The sequence below is a fragment of the Niveispirillum sp. SYP-B3756 genome (assembly GCF_009495745.1).
Classification (GTDB): Bacteria; Pseudomonadota; Alphaproteobacteria; order Azospirillales; family Azospirillaceae; genus Niveispirillum.
Map to the genome: position 1 here is coordinate 44,733 of NZ_WIDQ01000019.1, position 22,718 is coordinate 67,450.

20 protein-coding genes are annotated in these 22,718 nt (G+C 62.8%); 2 read left to right on the top strand and 18 right to left on the bottom strand.

Annotated elements, in window-relative coordinates:
* Window positions 1–16 precede the first annotated feature (16 nt).
* Window positions 17–1,729, bottom strand: a complete 1,713-nt coding sequence (locus tag GE253_RS22670) for a ShlB/FhaC/HecB family hemolysin secretion/activation protein (protein ID WP_153206422.1) — start codon at window positions 1,727–1,729, stop codon at window positions 17–19.
* A gap of 379 nt (window positions 1,730–2,108) precedes the next feature.
* Between GE253_RS22670 and GE253_RS22675 the strand changes: the two genes are divergently transcribed.
* Entirely contained in the window at window positions 2,109–4,169 is a 2,061-nt protein-coding gene (locus tag GE253_RS22675; RefSeq protein ID WP_211101553.1) for a PhoX family phosphatase, read from the top strand.
* Window positions 4,170–4,270: 101 nt separating this feature from the next.
* Here the strand turns inward: GE253_RS22675 and GE253_RS22680 are convergent, their stop codons facing one another.
* The gene (locus GE253_RS22680) at window positions 4,271–5,380 is read right to left on the bottom strand and encodes a replication initiation protein (protein WP_173012780.1); all 1,110 of its coding nucleotides are present in this window, start codon (window positions 5,378–5,380) and stop codon (window positions 4,271–4,273) included.
* 1,607 nt (window positions 5,381–6,987) lie between these two features.
* Here GE253_RS22680 and GE253_RS22685 point away from each other — a divergent pair.
* Window positions 6,988–9,243 carry a COR domain-containing protein gene (locus tag GE253_RS22685; protein ID WP_173012781.1) on the top strand — a complete coding sequence of 752 codons (2,256 nt, stop codon included), beginning with the start codon at window positions 6,988–6,990 and terminating at the stop codon, window positions 9,241–9,243.
* Between the two features lie 235 nt (window positions 9,244–9,478).
* On the opposite strand, the gene GE253_RS22690 is transcribed toward GE253_RS22685, so the two are convergent.
* The 16 genes from GE253_RS22690 to GE253_RS22765 form a co-directional block, all read right to left on the bottom strand.
* Window positions 9,479–10,369 (bottom strand): ParB/RepB/Spo0J family partition protein, encoded by an 891-nt coding sequence (locus GE253_RS22690; RefSeq protein WP_173012782.1) that lies wholly within the window; start codon window positions 10,367–10,369, stop codon window positions 9,479–9,481.
* Complete coding sequence (locus GE253_RS22695) at window positions 10,359–11,312, bottom strand: AAA family ATPase (RefSeq protein WP_173012783.1); 954 nt, start codon at window positions 11,310–11,312, stop codon at window positions 10,359–10,361. Before GE253_RS22695 ends, GE253_RS22690 begins: the two co-directional genes overlap by 11 nt.
* 125 nt (window positions 11,313–11,437) lie before the next feature.
* Entirely contained in the window at window positions 11,438–12,376 is a 939-nt protein-coding gene (locus tag GE253_RS22700) for an NAD-dependent epimerase/dehydratase family protein (protein ID WP_153206428.1), read from the bottom strand.
* A gap of 176 nt (window positions 12,377–12,552) precedes the next feature.
* Entirely contained in the window at window positions 12,553–14,250 is a 1,698-nt protein-coding gene (locus tag GE253_RS22705; RefSeq protein WP_153206429.1) for a helix-turn-helix domain-containing protein, read from the bottom strand.
* Window positions 14,251–14,314: 64 nt separating this feature from the next.
* Entirely contained in the window at window positions 14,315–15,766 is a 1,452-nt protein-coding gene (locus GE253_RS22710) for an NAD(P)/FAD-dependent oxidoreductase (RefSeq protein WP_153206430.1), read from the bottom strand.
* Between the two features lie 38 nt (window positions 15,767–15,804).
* Window positions 15,805–16,434, bottom strand: coding sequence for a glycosyl hydrolase 108 family protein (locus GE253_RS22715; protein ID WP_153206431.1), 630 nt, complete (start codon window positions 16,432–16,434; stop codon window positions 15,805–15,807).
* A gap of 30 nt (window positions 16,435–16,464) precedes the next feature.
* Window positions 16,465–16,836 carry a hypothetical protein gene (locus GE253_RS22720; RefSeq protein WP_153206432.1) on the bottom strand — a complete coding sequence of 124 codons (372 nt, stop codon included), beginning with the start codon at window positions 16,834–16,836 and terminating at the stop codon, window positions 16,465–16,467.
* 11 nt (window positions 16,837–16,847) lie between these two features.
* The gene (locus GE253_RS22725; RefSeq protein ID WP_153206434.1) at window positions 16,848–17,921 is read right to left on the bottom strand and encodes a hypothetical protein; all 1,074 of its coding nucleotides are present in this window, start codon (window positions 17,919–17,921) and stop codon (window positions 16,848–16,850) included.
* A 20-nt stretch (window positions 17,922–17,941) separates the two neighbouring features.
* A complete protein-coding gene (locus GE253_RS22730) occupies window positions 17,942–18,292 on the bottom strand; it encodes a hypothetical protein (RefSeq protein ID WP_153206435.1) in 351 nt (116 codons plus the stop codon).
* A gap of 59 nt (window positions 18,293–18,351) precedes the next feature.
* The gene (locus GE253_RS22735) at window positions 18,352–18,921 is read right to left on the bottom strand and encodes a RebB family R body protein (RefSeq protein WP_153206436.1); all 570 of its coding nucleotides are present in this window, start codon (window positions 18,919–18,921) and stop codon (window positions 18,352–18,354) included.
* Window positions 18,922–18,958: 37 nt separating this feature from the next.
* Window positions 18,959–19,189 carry a RebB family R body protein gene (locus GE253_RS22740; protein WP_153206437.1) on the bottom strand — a complete coding sequence of 77 codons (231 nt, stop codon included), beginning with the start codon at window positions 19,187–19,189 and terminating at the stop codon, window positions 18,959–18,961.
* A gap of 61 nt (window positions 19,190–19,250) precedes the next feature.
* Window positions 19,251–19,523: a RebB family R body protein gene (locus GE253_RS22745; RefSeq protein WP_153206439.1), complete on the bottom strand. Its 273-nt coding sequence runs from the start codon at window positions 19,521–19,523 to the stop codon at window positions 19,251–19,253.
* A 36-nt stretch (window positions 19,524–19,559) separates the two neighbouring features.
* On the bottom strand, window positions 19,560–19,826 hold the full coding sequence (locus GE253_RS22750) for a RebB family R body protein (protein ID WP_153206440.1): 267 nt from the start codon (window positions 19,824–19,826) through the stop codon (window positions 19,560–19,562).
* A 77-nt stretch (window positions 19,827–19,903) separates the two neighbouring features.
* Window positions 19,904–20,173 (bottom strand): RebB family R body protein, encoded by a 270-nt coding sequence (locus tag GE253_RS22755; protein WP_153206441.1) that lies wholly within the window; start codon window positions 20,171–20,173, stop codon window positions 19,904–19,906.
* Between the two features lie 70 nt (window positions 20,174–20,243).
* Window positions 20,244–20,531 carry a RebB family R body protein gene (locus tag GE253_RS22760; RefSeq protein WP_153206442.1) on the bottom strand — a complete coding sequence of 96 codons (288 nt, stop codon included), beginning with the start codon at window positions 20,529–20,531 and terminating at the stop codon, window positions 20,244–20,246.
* Window positions 20,532–21,005: 474 nt separating this feature from the next.
* Window positions 21,006–22,586, bottom strand: a complete 1,581-nt coding sequence (locus tag GE253_RS22765) for an aldehyde dehydrogenase (NADP(+)) (protein WP_153206443.1) — start codon at window positions 22,584–22,586, stop codon at window positions 21,006–21,008.
* Window positions 22,587–22,718: the final 132 nt, after the last annotated feature.

The window sequence follows — 22,718 nt, forward strand, 5'->3', positions numbered from 1 at the left end:
AAAAGGCGCCGACGGATCAGAAGCGGGCGGTAAAGGCGGCAAAGAAGCGGGCGGCACGGTCGCCCTTGGTCGCCACATCGCGGCGCAGGGGCTTGGCCACCTGCAGGTCGGCGGACAGATTGTCCGTCAGGTTGGCGCGCAGGCCGCCACCGACAGAGGCCAGTTCCACCCCATCCAGCAGCGTCACCGGATCATCGTTCCAGACCTTGCCATGATCATAGAAGCCATAAAGCTGCAGGGTCGGCCCGGCGCGGAGCGGCACGGCGTAGCGCAGCTCCAGCGAGCCGGCGACGCCCTCATCGCCAGACAATTCGCCATCATCAAAGCCGCGCCCGAAGGTGGCCCCGCCCAGCTTGAACTCCTCCGACGCCAGCAAGGCCTTGTCGGCGATCTGCGCCGACAAGGCGATACGGGCGGTGAAGGGGCCGGATATCACCTGCACCCGTTCGGCATCCAGCGCCATGCGGGTAAATTCGGCTGAACCGGCGGCGCGGGACTTGTTGGGGGCCGTATCGCTGGTGGCGTTGAAAACATCCAGCCCCCGCACCACCCGCAGCGCCAGATGGTTGCTGCCGCCCAACCGGTCGATTGAGCGGAAATCAGCACCGACCGAAAGCGTGCGCACCGTATCGGCGGCAAAACGCTGGCCGAAGAAGTTGGTCCGCGTCTCATAGGCGCTGAATTCGCCATCCAGCACCAGGGTCTCGGCCCGGCTGCGCAGCAGCGGATGGGCAGCGCGCAGGCTGAGGCTGTTGGCGCGGGTCGACACGTCCAGCGGGGCCAGCGTATAGCCGGGATTGCCGCGCTGCACCCCGGCCCGGATGCCCAGCAGGGTGCCGTCGCTGCCGACCAACTGGTCGAAACCCAGCGTCAGGCCTTGCTGTTCGTCCGTATCGCTGAGCGCTGTGACGCCGCTGATCAGGAAGCGGCCGCCATCGCTGGCACCGTTGAAGACGGCACCGGCCAGCAGGCGCCAGGGGCCAGTATATTCCGAGCCGCGATTATCGATGCTGGCATAGGCCTGCACCGGATCATGTTCCAGCTTCACCGTCAGCACCGACCCGCCCGTCTGGCCGGGGGCCGGCGACAGCACGGCGCGGGCGCGCACGCCCGGCAGGTCATTGGCCAGCAGAAGCTGGCGTTCCAGATCATGGATATTCACCGGCTGTTTGGCAGCGGTCAGCCGGTCCAGATAGGCCTGGATCCGGTCCTTATGCGGGCCGGCATCACCTTCCACCACGGTGCGGGCGATGAAGCCTTCAACGATGCGGATGGTGGCGGTGCCATCGCTGATCCGCTGGGCCGGCACCACGGCACGGGTCAGCACCCAGCCGGCCTCCCGATAGCGCGCGGTGATGGCATCGGCGGCTGTGAACAGATCGGCCAGGGTGATGGGGCGGCCGGTGATGCCCCGGGTCAGATCGTCAAAGGCACCGGGGCCGAACACGCCTGCCCCTTCAATCACCACGCGGTTCAGCGTCAGCGGCATGGTGGCAGCCCCGGCAATGGGGGCACTGCCGGGGGCCGGTGCAATCTCGATCCCGCCCTGGCTGGGGGCAGCGGGCGGCAGCGTCGGCGCCAGGTCCGGCCGGCGGGGCTCCGCCGCCGAGGGCAGGCTCTGCTGCGCCAGGGCCGGCCCGGCCAGGGCCAGCAGCACCAGCATGGCCGTGCCGGCCGTCAGCCGATGAACCGCGTTCCGGGAACGCTGCGAAGAGATCGTGATGCCCATGGTGGCCGCCAACCTTCCCTGGTTTTGCAATGACCGGTGCCCCGTTTTGGCAGGGGAACCAGCCGCTTATGTCACCGGAATATGCAAAAGAATGTTCAACCAGCACCGGAACCGGGCCGGAGATGAGGAAACAGTCATCGCTTCTAACCATCTTTTGTTACGGATTGATGTGAGAGAAACCGCAATGGCTTGAAAGGCAAAAAATGATATTAATAATCATTCCTAATACTTTCACTAAGACACAATCAGTCAACTCAACAGAATTGACATATAATATTCACACATTCCCAAAATTATCGTCGTCTTGATTGGTGTAGTTGATGCCGTCCCCGCGACATCGCGTCAGCCGGCCTTTCCAACAGACCAGGGAGCACAGTCCGTGAGCCAGATCGATACCCCCGAAATCGACCGCGACAATCTTGAAGAACGTGGCATTGGCGCGGACCAGACCTTTGACAAGGTGTTGGAAGCCAGCATCGGCCGTCGCAACTTTCTGCGCAGCGGCGCTGTTGCCGGTGCGGCCCTGTCCGCCTCCGGCATCTTCCTGACCGGCGACGAGGCCAAGGCCGCCACCGCCGCCCCGACCTTCACCTCCATCGGTGAATCCAAGGCCGACATGGTGGTGGTGCCCACCGGTTACGAGGCCCATACCCTGATCCGCTGGGGCGACCCGCTGTTTGCCGGGATGCCGGCCTTTGATCCGAACAACCAGACTCCGGCCGATCAGGCCAAGCGTTTCGGCTTCAACTGCGACATGGTCGCCATGTTCCCGGAACGGTTCGGCGCCCCGGCCAAGATCGGCCGTCTGCCCTATCCTTCCTACATCATGTGCGTGAACCACGAATATACGTCGGGCACCAATATGTTCCCGACCTATACCGGCAGCGAGAATCAGGTGCTGGTCGAGATCGAGGCGCATGGCGTCAGCGTCGTCAATGTCCGGGTGTTGAACAATAACTGGAGCTACGACGTCACCTCCCCCTATAACCGCCGCGTCACCGGCACCACGCCGATCCAGATCACCGGCCCGGCCGCCGGGCATGACAAGCTGAAGACCCCGGCCGATCCGACCGGCACCCTGGTGCTGGGCACCTTCAATAACTGCGCCGGTGGCTTCACCCCGTGGGGCACCTATCTGGCGGCGGAAGAGAATTTCGACCAGTATTTCGCCAACCGTTCCAAGATCACCGACGCCAAGGTGGCCCTGGACCATACCGACTATACGATCACCTCGGGTGCCAGCGGCCGCAAGTGGGAGAATTTCGTCACCCGCTTCGATTGCAGCAAGCCCGAAGGCGTGAACGAGCCCTATCGTTTCGGCTGGATGGTTGAGATCGACCCCTACGATCCCACCTCCACCCCGAAGAAGCGCACCGCCATGGGTCGCTTCAAGCATGAAGCCGCCACCATCGCGCTAACGCGCGGTACCAACACGGTGACGGCCTATTCCGGCTGCGACACCACCTTTGAGTATGTCTACAAGTTCGTGTCGGCCGGCACTTATACGCCGGGCAACCGCGCCGCCAACATGAACCTGCTGGAAAACGGCAAGCTGTACGCCGCCCGCTTCAATGCCGACGGCACCGGTGTCTGGCTGCCGCTGGACCTGAGCGACGCCGTCTCCGGGCCGAAGCTGGCCGCCTCCACCTATCCCGATGGCAGCCGCCGCTTCCAGACCCAGGCCGATGTGCTGATCAACAGCCGCCGCGCCGGTGACGCCGTGGGCGCCACCCCGATGGACCGGCCGGAAGACCTGCAGGCCCCCGTGGATGATGATTTCTACGGCAATGGCAAGATGTATATCGTGCTGACCAACAACAGCAGCCGTCAGGCCGCCAGCAGCACCGCCAACTATACCAGCAGCGCCCGCTCCGGTGCTGGCCGTGCCGTCCCGGCCAAGGCCGATGCGGTCAATCCGCGTGGCCCCAACCGCACCGGCCACATTGTCGAAATCACTGAGGCCAATGGCGACCATGCCGCCACCAGCTTCACCTGGCGCATCTTCCTGCTGGCCGGCGACCCGGCGGCCGGTGCGACGGCCGTCGACAATGTCTCGCTGAAGGGCATCTCCACCTTCACCGGTGACCGTTTCGGCTCCCCGGACAACATCACCTTCGACAATAGCGGCAATATCTGGATCGCCACCGACGGTACGCCCAACAGCTATCCGTTCAATGACGGTCTCTATGCCGCCCCGCTGACCGTGCCGGCGGGTCAGCCGGTGCCGGTCAAGCGCTTCCTGGCGGTGCCGGCCGGTGCAGAATGCTGCGGCCCGCTGCTGTCGCCGGACAACAGCTCCCTGTTTGTTGCGGTGCAGCATCCGGGCGAAGATGCCAAAGGCCTGTTCGACAATAGCCAGTCCAAATGGCCGGATGGCGACTATCCCCGCCCGTCCGTGGTGTGGGTGCGCCGCACCGATGGCGGCCGCATCGGCTCGTAACCCCCCTCGCCTCCCCCCATGGCCTGTCAATCAGGTTATGGGGGGGGGAGCAGGGCGGATATCTGCAAGGCGCCAGGGGGATGACCCTGGCGCCTTTTTTATCAGTCCGGCCCGGCGCCGGCCGGATCGGCTGCGGCAGCCCCGGCGTCCCCCTTGGCACCGCGCCCCGCCACCGGCGCACGCACGCGCAAATGTTCCTCATCCACCACAATCTCGGCCAGGGCCGGCACCCATTTGCGCAGATTGTCCTTGGCCGTGGCGGCGGGCGGCAGGGTCATGCCCAGTTCTTCGGCGCGCTTGGCCCATTCCATCCGCTTGCCCAGTTCCGCCCCTTCCAGAAAGCGCAGGGCGGCATCCACACGGGCGGCGAACGCCCCTTCTTCCTTCTGCGCGGCGCGTTCACCCCGGCGCTGCGCCTTGGGCTTGGCGATTTCGCGCACCGCCTGTTCAGCCTCCTGTTTGCTTTTGCGCTGGATGCGGAACACACAGCCCACCACGCGGCCACCACCGCGCCCGCCGCCCTGGCGGATTTCATGCAAGGTCGCCTCAAAATCCCCCAGCCGGGCAATTTCCGCCAAGGCGGGGTCCAGCGCATATTTGCGCAGATCCTTCCAATCCTTCAGCTTGTCGACACAGCCCAGGATGGCCCGCAACTCCTCCACCTTGGTTTGCCAATAGGGTTCGGCGGCATTGCGGTCGGCGTAACGCTTCAACACCTCATACAGGGTCAGCGCATATTTGCTCTCAAACTCATAGATGATGCGCAGCGAGAGATAGGAATAAAGCGCCGGTTCCTTCAGCCGTTCCGACACCCAGGAATGGAACGTATAGGTCAATACCCCGCCTTCAATCCGGCACGGCCCCAGCAACTGCGCGCTTTCCCAGCCCGCCGTGCCGTCAGAGCGCAGATAGTTGAACTGGCACAAAACCTTTTGCAGGGTTTCAATGCTGGCCTTCAGGCGGGTATTGTTCACATCCGCCGTGCCGTCCCGCACCTCTGCGGCGAAACGGCGGATGGAGGCAAGCTCAATCGCGTGGCTTTCCACCGTGCCCAGGCTTTCATAGGCATGGGCCAGCAGATGGTTGAACAGCCGCCGATCCGCCAGGGTCAGATCGGCATCGGCCTTGATCTCCACCGCACCCGTGGCTTTCACCAGGGTGAGCGGGGTCTTGCGGGCCGTGGCGGCACTGGTGGGGAGCTTCGGGGCCATGGCCGGATTGTAAGTCGGAGCCGGTGGGCAGGCAACTCCGAATGAAAGGGGGCGATCCTGGCGAAAACTCCCGTTCGGGTCTGGCGAAACCTCCCCTTCACCCCTGGCAAAAACTCCCGAATGGGCTGGCGAAACCTCCGGGAAAGGGGGTGTAAGGGGTTGGAATGATTGGGCGATTCCGGCCCTAGGAATCTTAGTAGGAATCAAAGGAACTTCAGGAAAGGCTGGAATTTCAATGGTTTCGGAGATTTTGCCAGGGGCTGGCACGGGGAGATGCCGCGAAAAAGGGGCAAGGCATTCGGAGTTTTGGCCAGGATTTTGCCCCCGATCCCGGTGATGGCGTGGCCAAACCGGCGCACGACGCCCCCCATTGGCCACGAATCGGAGCAAAGAGGCCAGCCGCCATTCGGAGATTTTGCCAGGGTTTGCCGGGGATATGGCGACTCCGGCCTTTTGCGCTGTCGATGGGTTATCCATTTTCCTGATCCTGCCCCCTGCCCTTTCGGAGTTTTGGCCAGCCCGGCCCGAAGCGTTTGATTTACAAGGCGTTCAGCGGCCCCGATTCGGAGTTGCGGACAGGGGGGCCAAAACGGTCGGAGTTTTTGCCAGGGGTGGGGTTTCGGAGTTTTCGCCAGGGTTTGCCCGATCCTGCGCAACACTACGCAACAGGAATTTTGTGGATGTTGCGTTGGGGGGTGGGATGAAAAACATGCTGTCGCTCCGCGATTGGGGAAATAAATCCTATTACAGAGCGTGGGGGACAGGCAAGGGGGGAGTTTGCTGCTGCGGGGGAGCATGGCTGCATGTATCTGGCGGGGGGGTAGCAATCCTGGTTAGTATGACCCCACCCGCCTACAAGCAAAACAGGCCCGCCCCGGACGATGCGTAACCACGGTAATGATATGGAAGAGGTTCTCCGCCGTATTCGGGCGGAGGCGGAGGCGCAGACCGGGGCGCTGGACCTGCAGGGGTTAAGCCTGGAGGGGCTGCCGGATGAGCTTTTTAAGCTGACTTGGCTGCGGGAATTGCGGTTGGGGCAGAAGGTTGGGGAACATCGGTTCGGCTTACATTTCAAGGTCAACAATGATGCCGCTAAACTGGCGCGGCTGCGGGAATTGCGTATTCTGGAATTAGGGCATAGCGATCTGCAGAACGTGAACTTCGTGAGGGGGTTGTCCAAACTGCAGGAATTGAACTTACAGTGGGTGCAGGTGAGAGATCTGAGCCCACTTTCCGCTCTCACCTACCTGCAGGTACTTGACTGTAGTCGGATGGGTGTCAGCGATTTAAGACCACTTTCTGGCCTCACCCAGTTGCAAGTACTCGACTGCCGGTACACGAATGTGAGTAATCTGAAACCACTTTCTGGCCTCACCCAGCTGCAAGTACTGAATTGCAGTTTAACGGATGTTCGTGATCTGAGCCCCCTTCGCGCGCTCACACAACTGCAAGTGCTGGGTTGCATAGAGACAAGTGTGAGTGATTTGAGTCCCCTTATCGGGCTCACCCAGCTGCAATATCTTGATTTCAACGTCACGGAGGTGAGTGATCTTAGTGCGCTGGCAGGGCTTACCCAACTGCAACATCTTGGTTGCAGCCACACGAAGGTGAGTGATCTTAGTGCGCTGGCCGAGCTTACCCAACTGCAATATCTTGATTGCAGCAGCACGGATGTTAGTGATCTGCGTATTTTGGTGCAATTGCCTGCGCTGAAAGAGCTTTACGCAGAAGGCGTAACCATCCCCGGCATTCCGGCCAGCGGTGTGCTTTCCGCCAAATATGATGACAATTGCCTGCCCCGCCTGCGTGCCCATTATGCCGATCTTGCGGCGGGGGCGGTACAGGACAGCCGGGTGAAGCTGTTGATTTTGGGCAATGGCGGGGCTGGGAAGACGCAGATTGCCGGGTCGCTCTGCCGGGCGGATTTCATCTTGAATCCCGCATGGGATTCCACCCATGGCATTCAGGTGGAGATGGCCGATCTGCCGGATGGGTTGAAACTGTCCGTCTGGGATTTTGGCGGGCAGGATATTTATCATGGGGCCCATGCGCTGTTTTTGAACAGCCCTTCCCTGATGCTGCTGGTCTGGGCTGCCGATACGGAGGCGCGCAGCGGCGTGCGGGAGGGGGCGGAATGGTTCCGGGATTATCCCCTGCCCTATTGGGTGGCGCTGGCGCGGCAACAGGGCCATGCGGCTAGCGCGATCACCCTGGTGCAGAATAAATGCGACCAGCCGGCGGCGGAGGTGCGGCCCTTCCCCGTGCCAGCGACGGCGCTGGAGGATTTGGCCTTTCCGGCGGCCAGCCTGCATATCAGTGTGAAGAACCGTCGTGGGCTGGCGGGGTTGCGGGAAAGGCTGGGGGAGGCGGCGCAATGGCTGCGCGACCCGGCGCGGATGGGCGTGCCGCTGATTGGGGCCGGGCGGGACCGGTTGCGCCAGCGGCTAGAGGGGATGCAGGCGGAGAATAAGCAAGTGCCGGCGGAACAGCGGCGGCGCCTGCTCTCCAGGACGGAATTTCACGCTCTTTGTGCGGAAGCCGGGGGGATTACCGAGCCTGAGCATGTGTTGACCTGGCTGGATGCCGAAGGGGTGGTGTTGTACCGGCCCGGCCTGTTTGATGATCAGGTGGTGCTGGACCAGGGCTGGGCGCTGGAGGCGATTTACGCGATTTTTGACCGGAAGAGCCAGGCGCTGACGGCGATCCGCCGGCAGGATGGGCGGTTTGACCGGGATTTGCTGGGCCGGTTGGTCTGGCAGGGTTTTGATGGAGACGAACAGAAGCTGTTCCTCAGCATGATGCAATCCTGCGGGATTTGTTTCGTTCACCGGCGGTGGTGGGGGGCGGGGGGATGGTACGAGGAATTTATCGCGCCGGACTTGTTGCCGGACCGGCAGGCCATGGCGGCGCGGTTGGAGGCGCGTTGGGATGGGGAGGCGGCGGCGGCGGAATGGCGGATGGATTATCCGCTGCTGCATGGCGGGTTGATCCGCACCATCCTGTGCATGATCGGAGAATTGGCCGGGCCGGATGCGGTTTATTGGCAGGGCGGGGTTTGTGGGTATGACACGAATTATCAAAGCCGGTTCTGGATTGAACAGGTGATCCCAGCCGGGGGCTGGGCCGGCCATATCCACCTGCGCACCCAGCGCGGCGATGCGGAGGGGTTGTTGGCCCGGTTGGGGGAATTGGTGGAGGTGGCGCAGGCCAAGGTGGGCCTACGCGGGGACGCCGGGCCAAAAGTGCCCCGGCAGAGAGAGGGGACGCGGATGGGCGAGGTGGCATTGCAACCGGGGCCGGAGCCGGCGACGGGGGAGACATGGTATGTCTCCTACGCCTGGGCAGATAAGGACACACCGCAGCGGGAACAGGATGTGGACCGGCTGTGCGAGGCGGCAAAGGCGCAGGGGCGGACGATTCTGCGGGACAAGAATGTGCTGCGTCCAGGGGATAGTATTTCCGATTTTATGCGCCGGCTGGGCAAGGGCGACCGGGTATTTGTGATGCTGAGCGACAAATATCTGAAATCGCCCAATTGTATGTTTGAACTTTTCATGCTTTGGCAGAATTGCCAACGCGATGGTGATTTTAAGGACCGGGTGGAATTGTGGGTATTAAAAGGGTTTGAGATTGGGCAGGTGGAAGATTGGATGGACCGTGCCGAATATTGGCTGGAACGTGTCGAGAAGCTGAATGCACGCGTGCAAAACCGTAGCGCGACCGTTCTGGGGGAGGCTGGACAGCGGCAATTAATCCTGATGGAGCAGTTTTCCCGGCATGTTGTAGATATCCTGGCCCTTTTTGCCGACCGTGTTCGCGAAACCACCTGGGATGAATGGCTGAAGCACGTGCTTCAGCCATAAATGTCCGCCCAAAAAGTTATCCTACTTTCTGAAACCTCGCCGTGTCACTATCGTCATTCCCGCGAAGGCGGGAATCCATACGACAGCGCGGATTTTGGATTCCCGCCTCCGCGGGAATGACGGTTAATAATTCGCGGGAATGATGGTTAGTAAGTGGAAAGGGCTTAGTAAATTTACGGACGGGTTTTAAGAATTTAGTCCTTTCAGGACGTAAGGCGGGGCCGGTGCTGGGGGATTACTCCCCCAGCACGGCGTTTAGATGGTCACGCAACTCGCGCAGGCGGGCGCGTTGGGGCTCTGACAGGGCGGCGCGCACGGGGGCGACGGGCGGCAGGGCCAGGCTGGTGCGGGTCAATGCCCGCAGATAGTCGCGCGCTTGATCCAGTTGCTCCGGGGGGGCTGGCGATTTCTCCGAATTGGCTTTGGCGGGGCGCGCGGCGCGCAGGGCCTTCTCCCCTGCCCCGCTGATCGCCTGTTGATACAGGGTGCGTTGGCGGGCGGGGTCTTCCTCCCGCGCGATTTGCAGCAGCAGGGTGCGCGGCAGGCCCCTGCCCTCTCCCTCCATCGCATTCAACAGGTCGGCGGGCAGGGAGAGGATGCGCAGGGTTTCATTCACCCGCACGCGGCTGCGGCCCAGAATATCGGCCACCTGGCTTTGGCTGTAATCATGCGCCTGCATCAGCGATTGGATGGCGCGCGCCTCTTCCAACGCGGTCAGGTCGACACGCTGGATATTCTCAATCAGGGCGATTTCCGCCGGGTCGCCATCCACCACCAGGGCGCGGATACGGTCGCGCCCGGCCAGCCGGCTGGCGCGCCAGCGGCGTTCCCCGGCGATCAGCTCATAATGGCCGTCCTCGTCCCCTTCCCTTTTCCGCACCAGGATCGGTTGCAGCACGCCGCGCGCGGCGATGGAGGAGGCAAGTGCCTGCAACTCCCCTTCATCGAAATGGCGGCGCGGCTGGTCGGGGCGGGGATGCACCCGGTCCAGATCGACCTCAAACATCTGGCGGAAATCGGCGCTGCGCTGGAAATGCGCGCTGGCCCCCTGGGGGGCGGCAGCGGTGCCGGCGGAGGCCTTCACCGCCTGGGACAGCGGGCTTTTCGGATTGGCCTTAAGCTTCATGGGAAATCTCCTCCGCCAGACGCAGATATCCAACCACGACCGGGTTATCCTTGGGCAGCGCCCGCACGGCGATGACGCCGTTATAAACGGCCTGATCCATCGCCGTGGTTTTGCGGATCGGCTCGAACACGCGCACGCTATCGGCATATGTCGCCAGCAATTGCTGCAGCGTGGCCTGTTGCACCGACGTATTCGCCTCAAACCGGTTGGGCAGGATGCCCAGCACATTCAGTTCCGGGTTCTCATAAATGCGGATCTGTTCAATGGTGCGCAGCAGCAGCGGCACCCCCGGCACATCCAGCGGGGCCGGCACCACCGGGATCAGGATATCCGTGGCGGCGACCAGGGCATTGCGGGTCAACACGCCCAGATGCGGCGGCGTGTCGATAATGATCTCATCATAATCCTGTCTGACGTCAGACAGGGCGCGGGCCAGACGTTTTTCCGGGCCGGGTTTGGAGAGGACGGAAACCTCGAACTCGGCCAGGGTGATGTCGGTGGGGGCGACATCGATGCCGTTCACGCTGACGATGATCTCCCGCAGGGTTTTCTTTTCATCCAGCACGGCACCCAGCACATTGCCATTGGCCATGCAGCTTTCCAGATCCACCCCGGCGGCCAGCGTGACGGAGGCCTGGGGATCGGCATCCACCAGCAGCACCCGCTTGCCCATCATGGCGAAGGCATGGGCGAGGTTGAGTGCCGTGGAGCTTTTCGTCTGCCCGCCCTTCTGGTTGGCGGTGGCGATGATGCGAGCGCGGGTGCGCGTACCCCGGCGCATGAAATCAGCCACCGGGTCGGGCACCGGTTCCTTGGCGTTTTCCCAGCGGCTGACCTTGGCCTTGTCATAGGCGCGGTCCAGCTTCGCGTTCAGCATCTCGGCAAAGCCTTCCTGTGACAGGCCACGCTTGCGCCGATAGGCCTTGAGCAATTCGCCGTCCATGTGGGTATTCCCCCTGAAATTCGCTGCATCAGGGGTGACGCAGGGCAGGGGGCTTGTCAATCGTAAACAGGGGGTATGTTGATGGTTTTTCATCAACATGAGGGGAGGGGCTTCGGTGTCTGACGTCAGACAGGCATGAAGGCGGGCCGCGCGATAATCTCCCCCATCCAACGGTAAGCCCGGTTCAGGGCCTCCGCCATCGGGGTCTGCGGGGTCCAGCCCAGTTCCCGCTGGATCCGGGTGATATCCAGAATATTGACCGGGACATCAATCGCGCGGCTGGGCAGATGCTGGCGGGTGATGGGCCGGTTCGACAGGGATTCCACCAGCCCGACCAGATCCATGATGCTGTGGCCCCGCCCGCTGGCCACGTTGAAGACGCGCTCCCCGCCGCGATAATGGCCCAGCATGACAAGCGCATCCACGGCATCGCCGATATAGATATAGTCGCGCGTCACCGAACCATCGCCGACGATGCGGAACGTATCCCCCGTCAAGGCGCAGCGCAGAATGGTGGCAATCACCCCCTGACCCTTCCGGGTCACCTGGAACTCCCCAAACGGGTTGGAGAGCCGGGCGATGCGATAATCCAGCCCCTGAAGATGGCCATACAGGTTCAGATAGCGTTCAAGCGCCAGCTTGGTCACCCCATAGGAGGAGATCGGCCATTGTGGCGCATCCTCTGCAATCGGCATGTTTTGCTGGATACCATAGATGGTCCCCCCCGATGACAGGAAGACCAGCCGCCCAAACGCACCGCGGGCACCCATATCCAGCAGGTGCAGGGAATTCTCCACATTATCGCGCAGGTCGAACAGCTTGTCGTTTTCCGCCGTCACCGGGTTGGTTGACCCGATCAGATGATAAACGAGATCGCAGCCGTCAACAGCCGCTTGAAGCGCTGGTATGTCGGCGAATTCACCCTGGTAATGGACAGCGCCCGACACGGCATCCGCATAAGGCGACGGCCGGCCGAAAATGCGCACATGCACGCCGTCGGCGACCAGCCGTTGCGCGATATTTGTGCCGATGAAGCCCCCGCCTCCAAGAATGCAGCACTTCATGCTTTGGCAAAGCTCCCTCAGGCCAAACTGCCGGCAACGATCTGCCCGATCGTGCGGCCCCCCTATTTTAAGGGTACACGCTTGCCTGTTTTATACCAAACCTGCGTTGATCGTAACCAATCAACGCAGGTTTCTTCATTCTTTAGTAGCAGGTGGCGGTCTCGGCCACGGTGGCTTTACAGGCCTCGCCGGTACTGGCCCGGGGTGAGGCCGACGAAGCGGCGGAAATTCTTTTCAAAATGGCTGAGGTCGGAGAAGCCGACCTGCAGCGCCACCTCCGTCACCGGCAGGCGGGGCAGGTTGCGCAACACCTCCTGCGCCTTCTGGATACGGATCCGGTTCAACAGGGTGCGCGTGGACAGGCCCAGTTCGGTGCGAAACAGGAAGCTGAGATGAGAGGCGCTGGCATGGGCCTGGGAGGCGAGCTCCGCCAGGCTGATCGGCTCTGCATAGGCCCGCCCCAGGAAGGTCAGGGCACGGCGCAGGCTGGGATGCAGGCGCTGCAGCAGGGCCGGGTCGGGATTGATCGCCATGGCCACCCAATGATCGGCCGGGGCGGCACCAATGCTGTCAGCCAGTGCCGGTTCGTGGATGCTGGGGCCGGGCCTGTCCACCAGCGCCGCCTTGGCGCGGATCGTCGCGGGTGGGGCAGGGAAGGTCGGCGGGCCGGCGGGGGGCGGGGTGGTATCGGCCTCCCATGGTGTGGTCACGGGGGCACCCGTGACCGGATCGGCGGGGCGGTCCGCCGTGGGCAGCACCCAGGCGGCGTGCTGGCGTATATCGGCCTGCCCGATGACCGGCCCCGCCGCCATCACCGACAACCGGGCGACGAACCGTTCCAGTTCCCGCCAGTTATCCGGCCAGTCATGGCCGCCGGCCAGCGTCACCAGTTCCTCTCCCAGCCGTTCTGCCGGGTTCTGACCGTGCCGCTCCAGCGCGGATTCCAACAAGGCCCGGATATCCGCCAGCCGCTGGCGCAGCGGCGGTATCGTGGTGGTCAGGTAATCCAGCTCTGCCAGCAAGGCACGGGAGAGGGCGCCCTCTGCCACCAGATGGCGCGGTTCCCCGGTGATGGAGGCGATCAGCCGGGCCGGCGGACAGGCCGTGCTGTCGGCGGGGTTTGCCGATGCCAGCGTCGCCAGTTGCTGCGCCAACCGTTCCTGGGCCTGGAGCGGCAGCTTCTCCACATCCATCAAGAACAGGGTGCCGCCCGCCGCTTCCATCAGCCAGGGGCGGGGATCATTGTCGCCGCCGGTACATTGCACCCGCAGGAAGGGGGCGGCATGGCCCGTTCCGCAGGCATGGATGGCGGCGGCGACCAGCGGCGTTTCGGTGCCGAACTCCCCGCGCAGCAGCACAGGCAGCCTGCTGCCGGCGGCCCGTTGGATGAAGCCATCCAGCAGGCGCATCCCCTCGCTCCCCCCCGCCAGCATCCAGGGATATCCCCAGCGCTCCAGCGTCCACAGCCGGGTAGCATGGCGCTGGAGCAGAAAGGCCGACTGTTCTGCCAGCAGCCGGGCCTGTTCAGCGGTTTCGTTGTTGGAGACCGGCCCCGGTAGCCGCAGCCAGATCCGGCCTGCCGGCTGGCCCGCCAGCGCGAAGCTGGATTCTGCCCTGCTGGCGCTTCCAGCGCCGGCGATCAGGCCGTCAAAACCTTCTTCCCCTTCGTCTCCCCAATGGCTGGACAGCTGGCCAGCGCGCCATTCCATCCGCAGCAGAGCGGGCCGCACCAAAGGGAACGCAGCGGCACCCTGTAACAAAATGGCGCCGCCGCCGGCGCGGTGCTGTTTCAGCACGAGACGGAGCATATCTTCCAGTGCTGAGCGCAAGCCGGGGGCGCTGCCGTGCAGCCGGGCGAAGTCGGTTTCCTGCATGGGGACAACCTGGATGATCCCCCGGAAGGGGAAGTCTGAAAGGGGAGGGGAGGGCAAGCGAAGGTCAGAGCCGGTTCAGCAAGGCGTTGGCGGCCCGCTGTCCGGAATAGTAGGCGCCATGAATGGTGCCATAAGCCTCCGTCCAATCCGCCTCTCCGGCGAAGAAAATGTTTTGATGTGTTGTTTGCAAAAGATCGCGTGCCTGTAAGGGGAAGGGATCATCTGCCGGCCCCCCATCGGCGATGGTGTAGGAATAGGCCCCGCCGATCCGCGGTTCGTTCGCCCAGTTGGTGACGGCCCAATCCGTGATATTCAGGGTGACATCGCCATATCGACTTTTGATCACGGCCGTAAACCGATCGCGCACCTGTTCCTTGTCCATTGTCTCAAGGGTGCGGGCGAAGTTGCCGCTGGCAACGCCGATCAGAAGATTCTTAAAATGGGGATTGCGGAAATATTGCCAGCATGATTGACCATCGAGATCAATCGTATAATATTCTGTATTCATTTTGATAGATTCTGGTATATTATCCGCATAGATGCCAATTTTTTTGTAATTTCCCAGGCCGATATATTTCAATGCCTTTATTTTTTCCGCCGGCAAGGGTGGGGTGAAGGCGATATTTGCCAGAGCATAGGGAGATATGGTGACAATACAAAAATCGAAGCCGTAGAAACTTCCATTTTCAGTGTCGATTTTTATTTGATTACTCCCCTGCTGAATTGACAGGACTTTTGTTTTTAGATTTCCGGTGATGGCACAGCTGGAACCTTCGGCTGGATTGGTCAGGACATTCATGTAAAGGCCGACCACATCGCCGATACCGGGGGCGACATAGATGTTGGGCTGTTCCCCCGCCGGCGCAACCTGGCGGTCGCTGTCGGCGGCGATATATTGCCAGGTCTCCACCGATTCCGCGATGGGGCCATAGCCGTTCGATCCCAATGCCAGATGGACCGTGCCGGCGAACGGTCCCCCCGATTGATAGGTAACTGACGCTGGCAGGTTTGGTTTCGTGGCGGCGAACTGAAAATCGGTATCAATGGTGTTGTTGACCTGATTGATATCGTTGGTGGTAAAGACATCCTGCCAGCCACCCGCGCCATCGGGAACCCGGTAATAGGTGGTCGGATCAATCTGCAGGCAGGTGAAGTTACTGAGATTGGCTGTATTCAGCTTCTTGATGATCTTCAGCCAGGGATTTGCGGTTTCCGGCAAATCCGTCCCCTTCAAGGTGGGGTCAGCGTCGGAGATGGTGACGCCCGGATCCTGCACGAATTGCGGTCCCATGTCGAAATAGGCTTCGTCTACCTTTCTTGTCCAGGCCCGCCCGCCCCAGTGGGAGGCGGCTTCGAAAACGACAATTTCCTGTATTTTGGGGTTGGCACCCAGGATTTCCAGCGCGCCTGCGGCGGCGCAGCCTCCTCCGATGATGGCGACGCGCATGGTCTTTTCCTTGGCTTGAGGACGACAGTTTCTCGACAGCAGCAGAAGCCGCCTGTGGCGCTTGATCATGGAAGGGGGTTCCCTTCAAGGGGGGGCTGGCCAGGCCTTCAGCCGGCGGCCGGGGTCCAGTCGCGCCAATTGTCCCACCAGCAGGGGGAGGGGTTGGTACTGAGGAACCAGTTGGCCCGATTCAGCCAGCCCTGGCGGAACTGGGCGTCCGGTGTACCGGGCTGGCTGATCGACAGGTAATAATCCACCCGTCGGGCGGTGTAATTGTCGCAAGCCGCAGCGATACCGGTGCGGGCGATATAGTGGTTAACCAGATTGGCGCTGGCTGGCCCTGGCACGCCATCGGCCGTGGCCCCCACCAGGGTCTGCAGGGTCTTGATGGCGCGGGACGGGCCGGCGGTCCAGCCGAAATCCATGGTGATGGCGATCAGCGGGCTCCAGCTCAGCTTGTCCAGGCCGGGCTGCTGATAATAATCCTTCACCGCAATCTGGGCGGCCACTGGCAGCGTTACATCCTGCTGCATCTGCTGGGCGGTCAGTGCACAGGGGTCGATCTGAATCCAGGCAGCATAGACATCGGGCGTCACCCCCCGCATGGTGCCGATCAGCTTGGTGCCGCCGGCCTTGCAGTGGGCGTAGTTGCCGGTGTCCGACGGGTTGGCTTCCCACAACCCTTCCCATTGGGCGATGGCGATCTGGAAGGCCTGTTCGGGGTTGGGGAAGCTCATTTGTCTCTCGTCTGCTGCGGTCGGGGGCTGTCAGGCCGGGGGGCTGGTGGCGGCAGTAGCATTGTCAACGGCCTGCTGGGCGGCGGCCATGGCTTGCTGCACGGCCTGTTCTGCTGCCTGCATCGCGTTGGCGGCGGCGCTGTCACCGGCCCCCATCGCCGCCGCGACGGCGGCATCCGCCTGATGCTGAGCGGTTGCCAGGGCGGCATCGGCCTGCCCGGTCGGATCACTGGCAGCGACGGCTGCCTTTGCCTGCTCCACCCCCTGCTGGGCAGCCGCGATAGCCTGCTGCACGGCATTTTCGGCCGCCTGCATCGCCTGACGGATCAGGTCGGTTGCAGCCTCAATCGAGGGTGCGGCCGGGATGGGAGGGGTATCGGGTATATCGCTGCTGGTTGTCATCGGATCGGCCTTTACTGCGGGTTGTCAGGAACGGGACTGGTGCCGGTTTCATGGGCCTGCTGGCGCCGGAACAGTACCGTGGTGATATTCCCATTGGTGTTCAGCATCAGCTCGCCAACCAGACCATTGCCCTCCAGCGGGAAGCGGCAGGTGGCACCATCCTGTTCCATCAGGCCCCGCCGGGGCGGGTTGGTCTGCAGGAAAGCCTGCCAGGTGCCCAGATATTCCTGGATCGTCTGCTGCGCCTGTTGGCTGTTGCCGCCAGCATAGCTGGAATGGATCATGATATTGGCGCAGGCTTCTGACAGGCGGGCAAAGCCGACCAGATTGCCGCGCCGCAGCCAATCCTGCACCGCCGCTGCCACTTCCCCCGGCGCGGCCAGCGGGCCGACCGAGGGGCAGTCCAGCGCGCCGAACAGCAGGGGCAGCAGGGTCTGCGTGGCGGCGGTGGCCATCTGTGTCTGTTTTTCCGCCGACTCACCGCGCAGCGACAGGCGTGTGATATACCCCAGGAAGGCGGTATAATAATCCGCGAATTCCGCCGGGCTGCGGGCCTGAGTCACCGCAAAGGAAGCCGCCGCCTGATTGACTGGATCGTTGCTGGCGGCATCGGGGAAGGCCATCATGCTATGCAGGATGGTCAGGCTTTGCAGATCCAGCACCTGAAACAGCGGATTGTCGGCCACATTCAGGCTTGTCAGCAGCGCCCGCACCGCCTGAAAGCCGGTGGCGGTGACCAGCCGGTGATTGGAGAGCAGAGTTTGCAGCTGGCTCTGCAGCACCGGGTTGGATGGGTCAGTCTCCGCCCGCAGCAATGTGCGCAGATCGGCGGGGCCAAGCGTCATCAGCTTCACCGGCCCGACCAACAATTGCAGGTTGGGCAGCAATGTGCAGGGGGCGCCGTGCAGCCCGCGCTGCACCCCGTCCAGCAGCCGGCTTTCATCGTCGAAAGCATAGGGGCCGGGCGCTTGCACGGCCCATTGCACCCATTCAATGCCGCCATCCACCGTGGCCAGCGCCAGCCTGGCGACGTCGGAAAGGCTGGCTTGCCCGTTGATGGCCCTGTTGGCGATGATCAGCGTCATGATCGTTCCTGTCCGCTTGTTCAGCCTGCCGGGAAGCTCTTCAGCACTGTGGAGGCCGCTGTACCGATGTTACTGAAATCCGTTGTCGCGGACTTGGTCATTTCCTGCGCCAGGGTCAACGCTTCCTTATAGCGCGAATCCCCGGTAGCAAGAAATTGCGCCATTGCAACCCCGGCCGCCGTGCTGGCGATGGTGGTGGCGTTGCGCAGGGCATCGGCGGCATCCTGCACAGCGATCGCCGCCGCCTGGGCCACCGACTGATAGGCTTTACCGGCACCGCTGGTCAGCACCACCTGGGGTGCCATGGTTGCCTGCTGCACCTGGTTGATGACGTCGATGACCTGCGGATTGACCTTGCTGATATCGCCCATGACGGAGCCTCATTTCTGGGATAGATGGATCGGCCGACGCTGGTACCGGGGATCAGGGGTCAGTTGCTGCCACCGGCGACGGTGTCATTCCCGGCATCGTCGGTGCCTGCCTTGCTGTCTGTGTCCGACGGCTTTGCATCATCGCTCTGATTGACCAGACCCGTGTTGGATAAAGGCACCCCGCCGGCCTGTTTGATCAGGTCAGCCAGCGCCGTGCTGGCCTTTTCCGCATCGCCGCCGGACTGTTTGGCCAGATGCCGCAGGGTTGCGATGGCGGCCTGCGCCTGGGCCATGGCGGCCGCTTCGGCCATTGCCGTGGTCATATAGGGCGGGGCCGGGGGCGGCAGATCATGCACCGCCGGCGGCGGCGGGGGCGGTGGTGAAGGCGGCATCGGGATAGGGATGGGTGTCTGCAACATGCGCGCACACGCGGCCGTCACGGCGGCATTGCCGGTCATCCCGGCATTCTGCTGACGGTTGACGGCGTTGTACATCGCCATACCCAGCGTTTCCACCATCACCGTATCCAACATGCCAAAGGCGTTAGATGGTGCCTGTCCGGTCAGCAATGTCGCCGTACCGGTCACTGAATCCACGATTTGATCATTGACCATCACATCCTCGGCCATTCTTCTGTCCGTCCAGGGCATTTGTCAGAGGGGGCATTCAGGGACTGGCAGCACTTTGCAGGATCATGGTGACCACCCGGCCCAGCACGGCCTCGCCAATCGCCTGGCCGCGCTGCTGGTTTGCCGTGGCATTGGCCATGGCCAGCCCCAGCGCCTGGGCGGTACTGGTGTAAACCATGCCCATGGCGATTGACGGTGCCATCGCCACATTGATGACGGTGACATCATCCACCGCCGTCACGGCCGGCACGCTGCTGCCATCGGCCATCTTGCCCCCATGTCAGCTTGGCCGGGCGGGCGGTGAAAGCCGGCCGCCCGGCCTGCCGCGATCAGACCAGACCCAGCACCTGCGCCGTGGCGGCACCGGTGGTGGCGGTGTCCAGCGTCAGCAGGGTGGAGACCGCCTGCGTGGTCGCCGTCTGCATGGTCACATAGGACTGGTTCTGGTTGTTGGTGGCATTGTGCGCCGCGTTGGACAGGGCCTGGCTGGTGGCGACCATCAGGTTGCCCATGGCGACGGCAGGCGCGTCACCCAGCACCTTGGTGTTGACCTGGGTGATGCTGTCGGTGATCTGGCTGTTGATCGCGGTGGGGAAAGCCATTGTAAATGCTCCTTCATATCAGTGATGGAATGACCATCAGCGCAGGATCTTGATTGTCGCTGCGGCTGTGGTGCCGGTGTTGAGGGAATAAAGCAGTGCCACCCCAGCCGTTGTCGCGGCCTGGGCCGCCACATACATCTGCTGCTGGGCCATGGTGGCATTGTGCGCCGCATTCGCCAGCGCCTGGGCGGTGGCCTGATACAGGCTGCCCATGGCGACCGCTGGCGCGATGCCAAGGACCTGCAGATTGCTCTGGGTTACCGAATCCGTGATTTGACTATTGACGGCAGTCGGGAAAGCCATGGCGGCCACATCCTGGGCTTATGGGTTCAGCGGGGTGATGGGCGGCCATCCGATCGGATAAGGCCGCGCCTCACCGGTCAGGAGGACAGGATGTCCTTGGTGGCGACACCCGTGGTGGCCGTATCCAGCGAATAAAGCGTGGCCACGCCCATGGTGGTGGCGGCCTGGGCCGTCACATAGCTCTGCTGCTGGGCATTGGTGGCATTGTGCGCCGCGTTCGCCAGCGCCTGGGCGGTGGCCTGGAACAGGTTGCCCATGGCAATGGCGGGGGCGTCGCCCAGCACCTTGGTATTGGCCTGGGTGACGCTGTCGGTGATCTGGTTGTTCACGGCGGTGGGAAAAGCCATCTCATCTCTCCTTCAAGGGTAAGGTTGTCAGGTCGCATCAGCCGCCCCGGCCAGGGCGGCCGACGGGGGATCAGCCCAGACCCTTCACGCCGGTTTTCAGGATATCCGCAGTGGCGACACCGGTTGACGCCGTATCCAGCGAATACAGCGTGGCCACACCCATGGTGGTGGCGGACTGGGCCGTCACATAGCTCTGCTGCTGGGCGTTGGTGGCATTGTGCGCCGCGTTCGCCAGCGCCTGGGCGGTGGCCTGATACAGGTTGCCCATGGCAATGGCAGGGGCGTCGCCCAGCACCTTGGTATTTACCTGGGTAACGCTGTCGGTGATCTGGTCATTGACCGCAGTAGGGAAAGCCATGTCTAGCCTCTTCGTTGGCCGGCGAGCGGCGCTGCCGGGTCTGTCGTGGAAAGAACAAGAGGAAACTGTGTGGCAAACCCTATGTTATGACGCGAAAAACTGATTGGACAAATTTACCAAAAGTAGTTTCTGAAACGCGGGTCATTTTTGCCAATTTGGGGCAGATTATCGTCGATTCATCCGATTTTGATAGAATAAATCCATTGGCATATTGTTGTATTTCATGGCTTTATGAATGTATTAACCATTATGTACTGAAAAAACAAATGTTATTCATTTTGTTGAAAAGTGATAAATCCTGAGTGAACGCAGGGGATATCACATAGTCGATTGTTTTATCTTCAGAAAAAGCAACTCAGTGCCGGATTGGGCCTTTCCAGGCCGCGTGAAAAGACAAAAGCCGTTTCCGGTTGCCCAGAAACGGCTTTGCTCAAAAGTGCCGATCAGCGCCGGCGGAGAAGAAGGAAGGCTGGATTATACCGGCTGGCGTACGCCGTCCACCCGGCGGGTGATCTTCCACGGGTTGGCGGCTTGCAGGGCCGGCGGCAGCATCGTGTCCGGCAGGTTCTGATAGCAGACCGGGCGGACATAGCGGTTGATGGCCAGCGCCCCGACAGAGGTGGTGCGGGCATCGCTGGTGGCGGGGAAGGGGCCGCCATGCACCATGGCGTGGCAAACCTCCACCCCCGTCGGCCAGCCATTGGCCAGCACACGACCGGCGCGCTCGGCCAGCAGGGGCAGGAATTCGGCCGCCAGCGGCTGATCGTCGGCATCCATCAGGATGGTGGCGGTCAACTGGCCTTCCAGCCCGGCCAGCACCTGGGCCAACTCGCCCTTATCACGGCAGACAATGACCAGCGAGGAGGAGCCGAACACTTCCGCCCCCAGCGCCTCATCAGAGAGGAAATGCTGGGCATCGGTGCGGAACAGGGCGGCCTGACCCCGGTTGACACCTTCGCCCGCCAGCCCGCGCGCCACCAGGGTGACGGCCTCATGGCTTTCCAGCTTGTCCACGCCCGCGCAATAATGCTGCCAGATCCCGCCCGACAGCATCACCTGGGCGGCGGCCTTGCTGAGATGCTCACCGGCGGCGGCGATGAAGGTCTCCGTCTCCGGCCCGGCGAGTGCCAGCACCAGACCGGGATTGGTGCAGAACTGGCCCGACCCCATGGTCAGCGAGCCGATGAAGGCGGCGGCCAGATCGGCCCCGCGCGACGCGGCGGCGTGCGGCAGCAGCAGCACCGGGTTGATCGAACTCATCTCCGCATAGACGGGAATGGGGTCCGGGCGCTTGGCGGCAATGGCGGCCAGCGCCAGCCCGCCGGCGCGCGAGCCGGTGAAGCCCACGGCCTTGATACGCGGATGCGCCACCAGCGACCCACCCAGCACCTGGGTGGTGCCCGGCAGATAGGAGAAGACACCTTCCGGCAGGCCAGCGGCGGCCACGGCGGCGGCAATGGCGCGGGCCACCAGTTCGCCCGTACCGGGATGGGCCGGATGGCCCTTCACCACCACCGGGCAGCCGGCAGCCAGCGCCGAGGCGGTGTCACCACCGGCAACGGAGAAGGCCAGCGGGAAATTGCTGGCCCCGAACACGGCGACCGGGCCGATGGCCTGATTGACCCGGGCCAGGAACGGACGGGGCAGGGGCACGCGGTCGGGCAGGGCCGGATCAATGGTGGCATCCAGCCAATCGCCCTGGCGCACCACGGCGGCGAACAGGCGCAACTGGCCGACGGTGCGGCCGCGTTCACCTTCCAACCGGGCGCGCGGCAGGCCGGATTCCGCCATGGCGCGGACGATCAGATCATCGCCAATATCCAGGATGCGGGCGGCCACATCTTCCAGAAACGCCGCGCGTGCTTCCAGCGACAGGGTGGAGAAGCTGGGGAAGGCCGCCGCCGCCAGGGCGCAGGCCTCCGCCACATGGCCGGAATCGGCCTCGGAGAAATCGGGGCCGATCACCTCGCCCGTGGCGGGGTTCAGGCCCTGGAACCGGGCCTGGGCCTGAACCTGCTTGGCACCGATCAGGATGCTGCCGTCGATCACACTCATCTTCAACTCACCTCCGCTCCGGCGGGTACCATACCCGCATGGGCATCATAACAAGGGCCTGTTACCGTTCAGGCGGTTGGGGGGGAGTTAGGCCATAAACTGTCTCTGCTTTTCCAGCCTCTTAACCGTCAT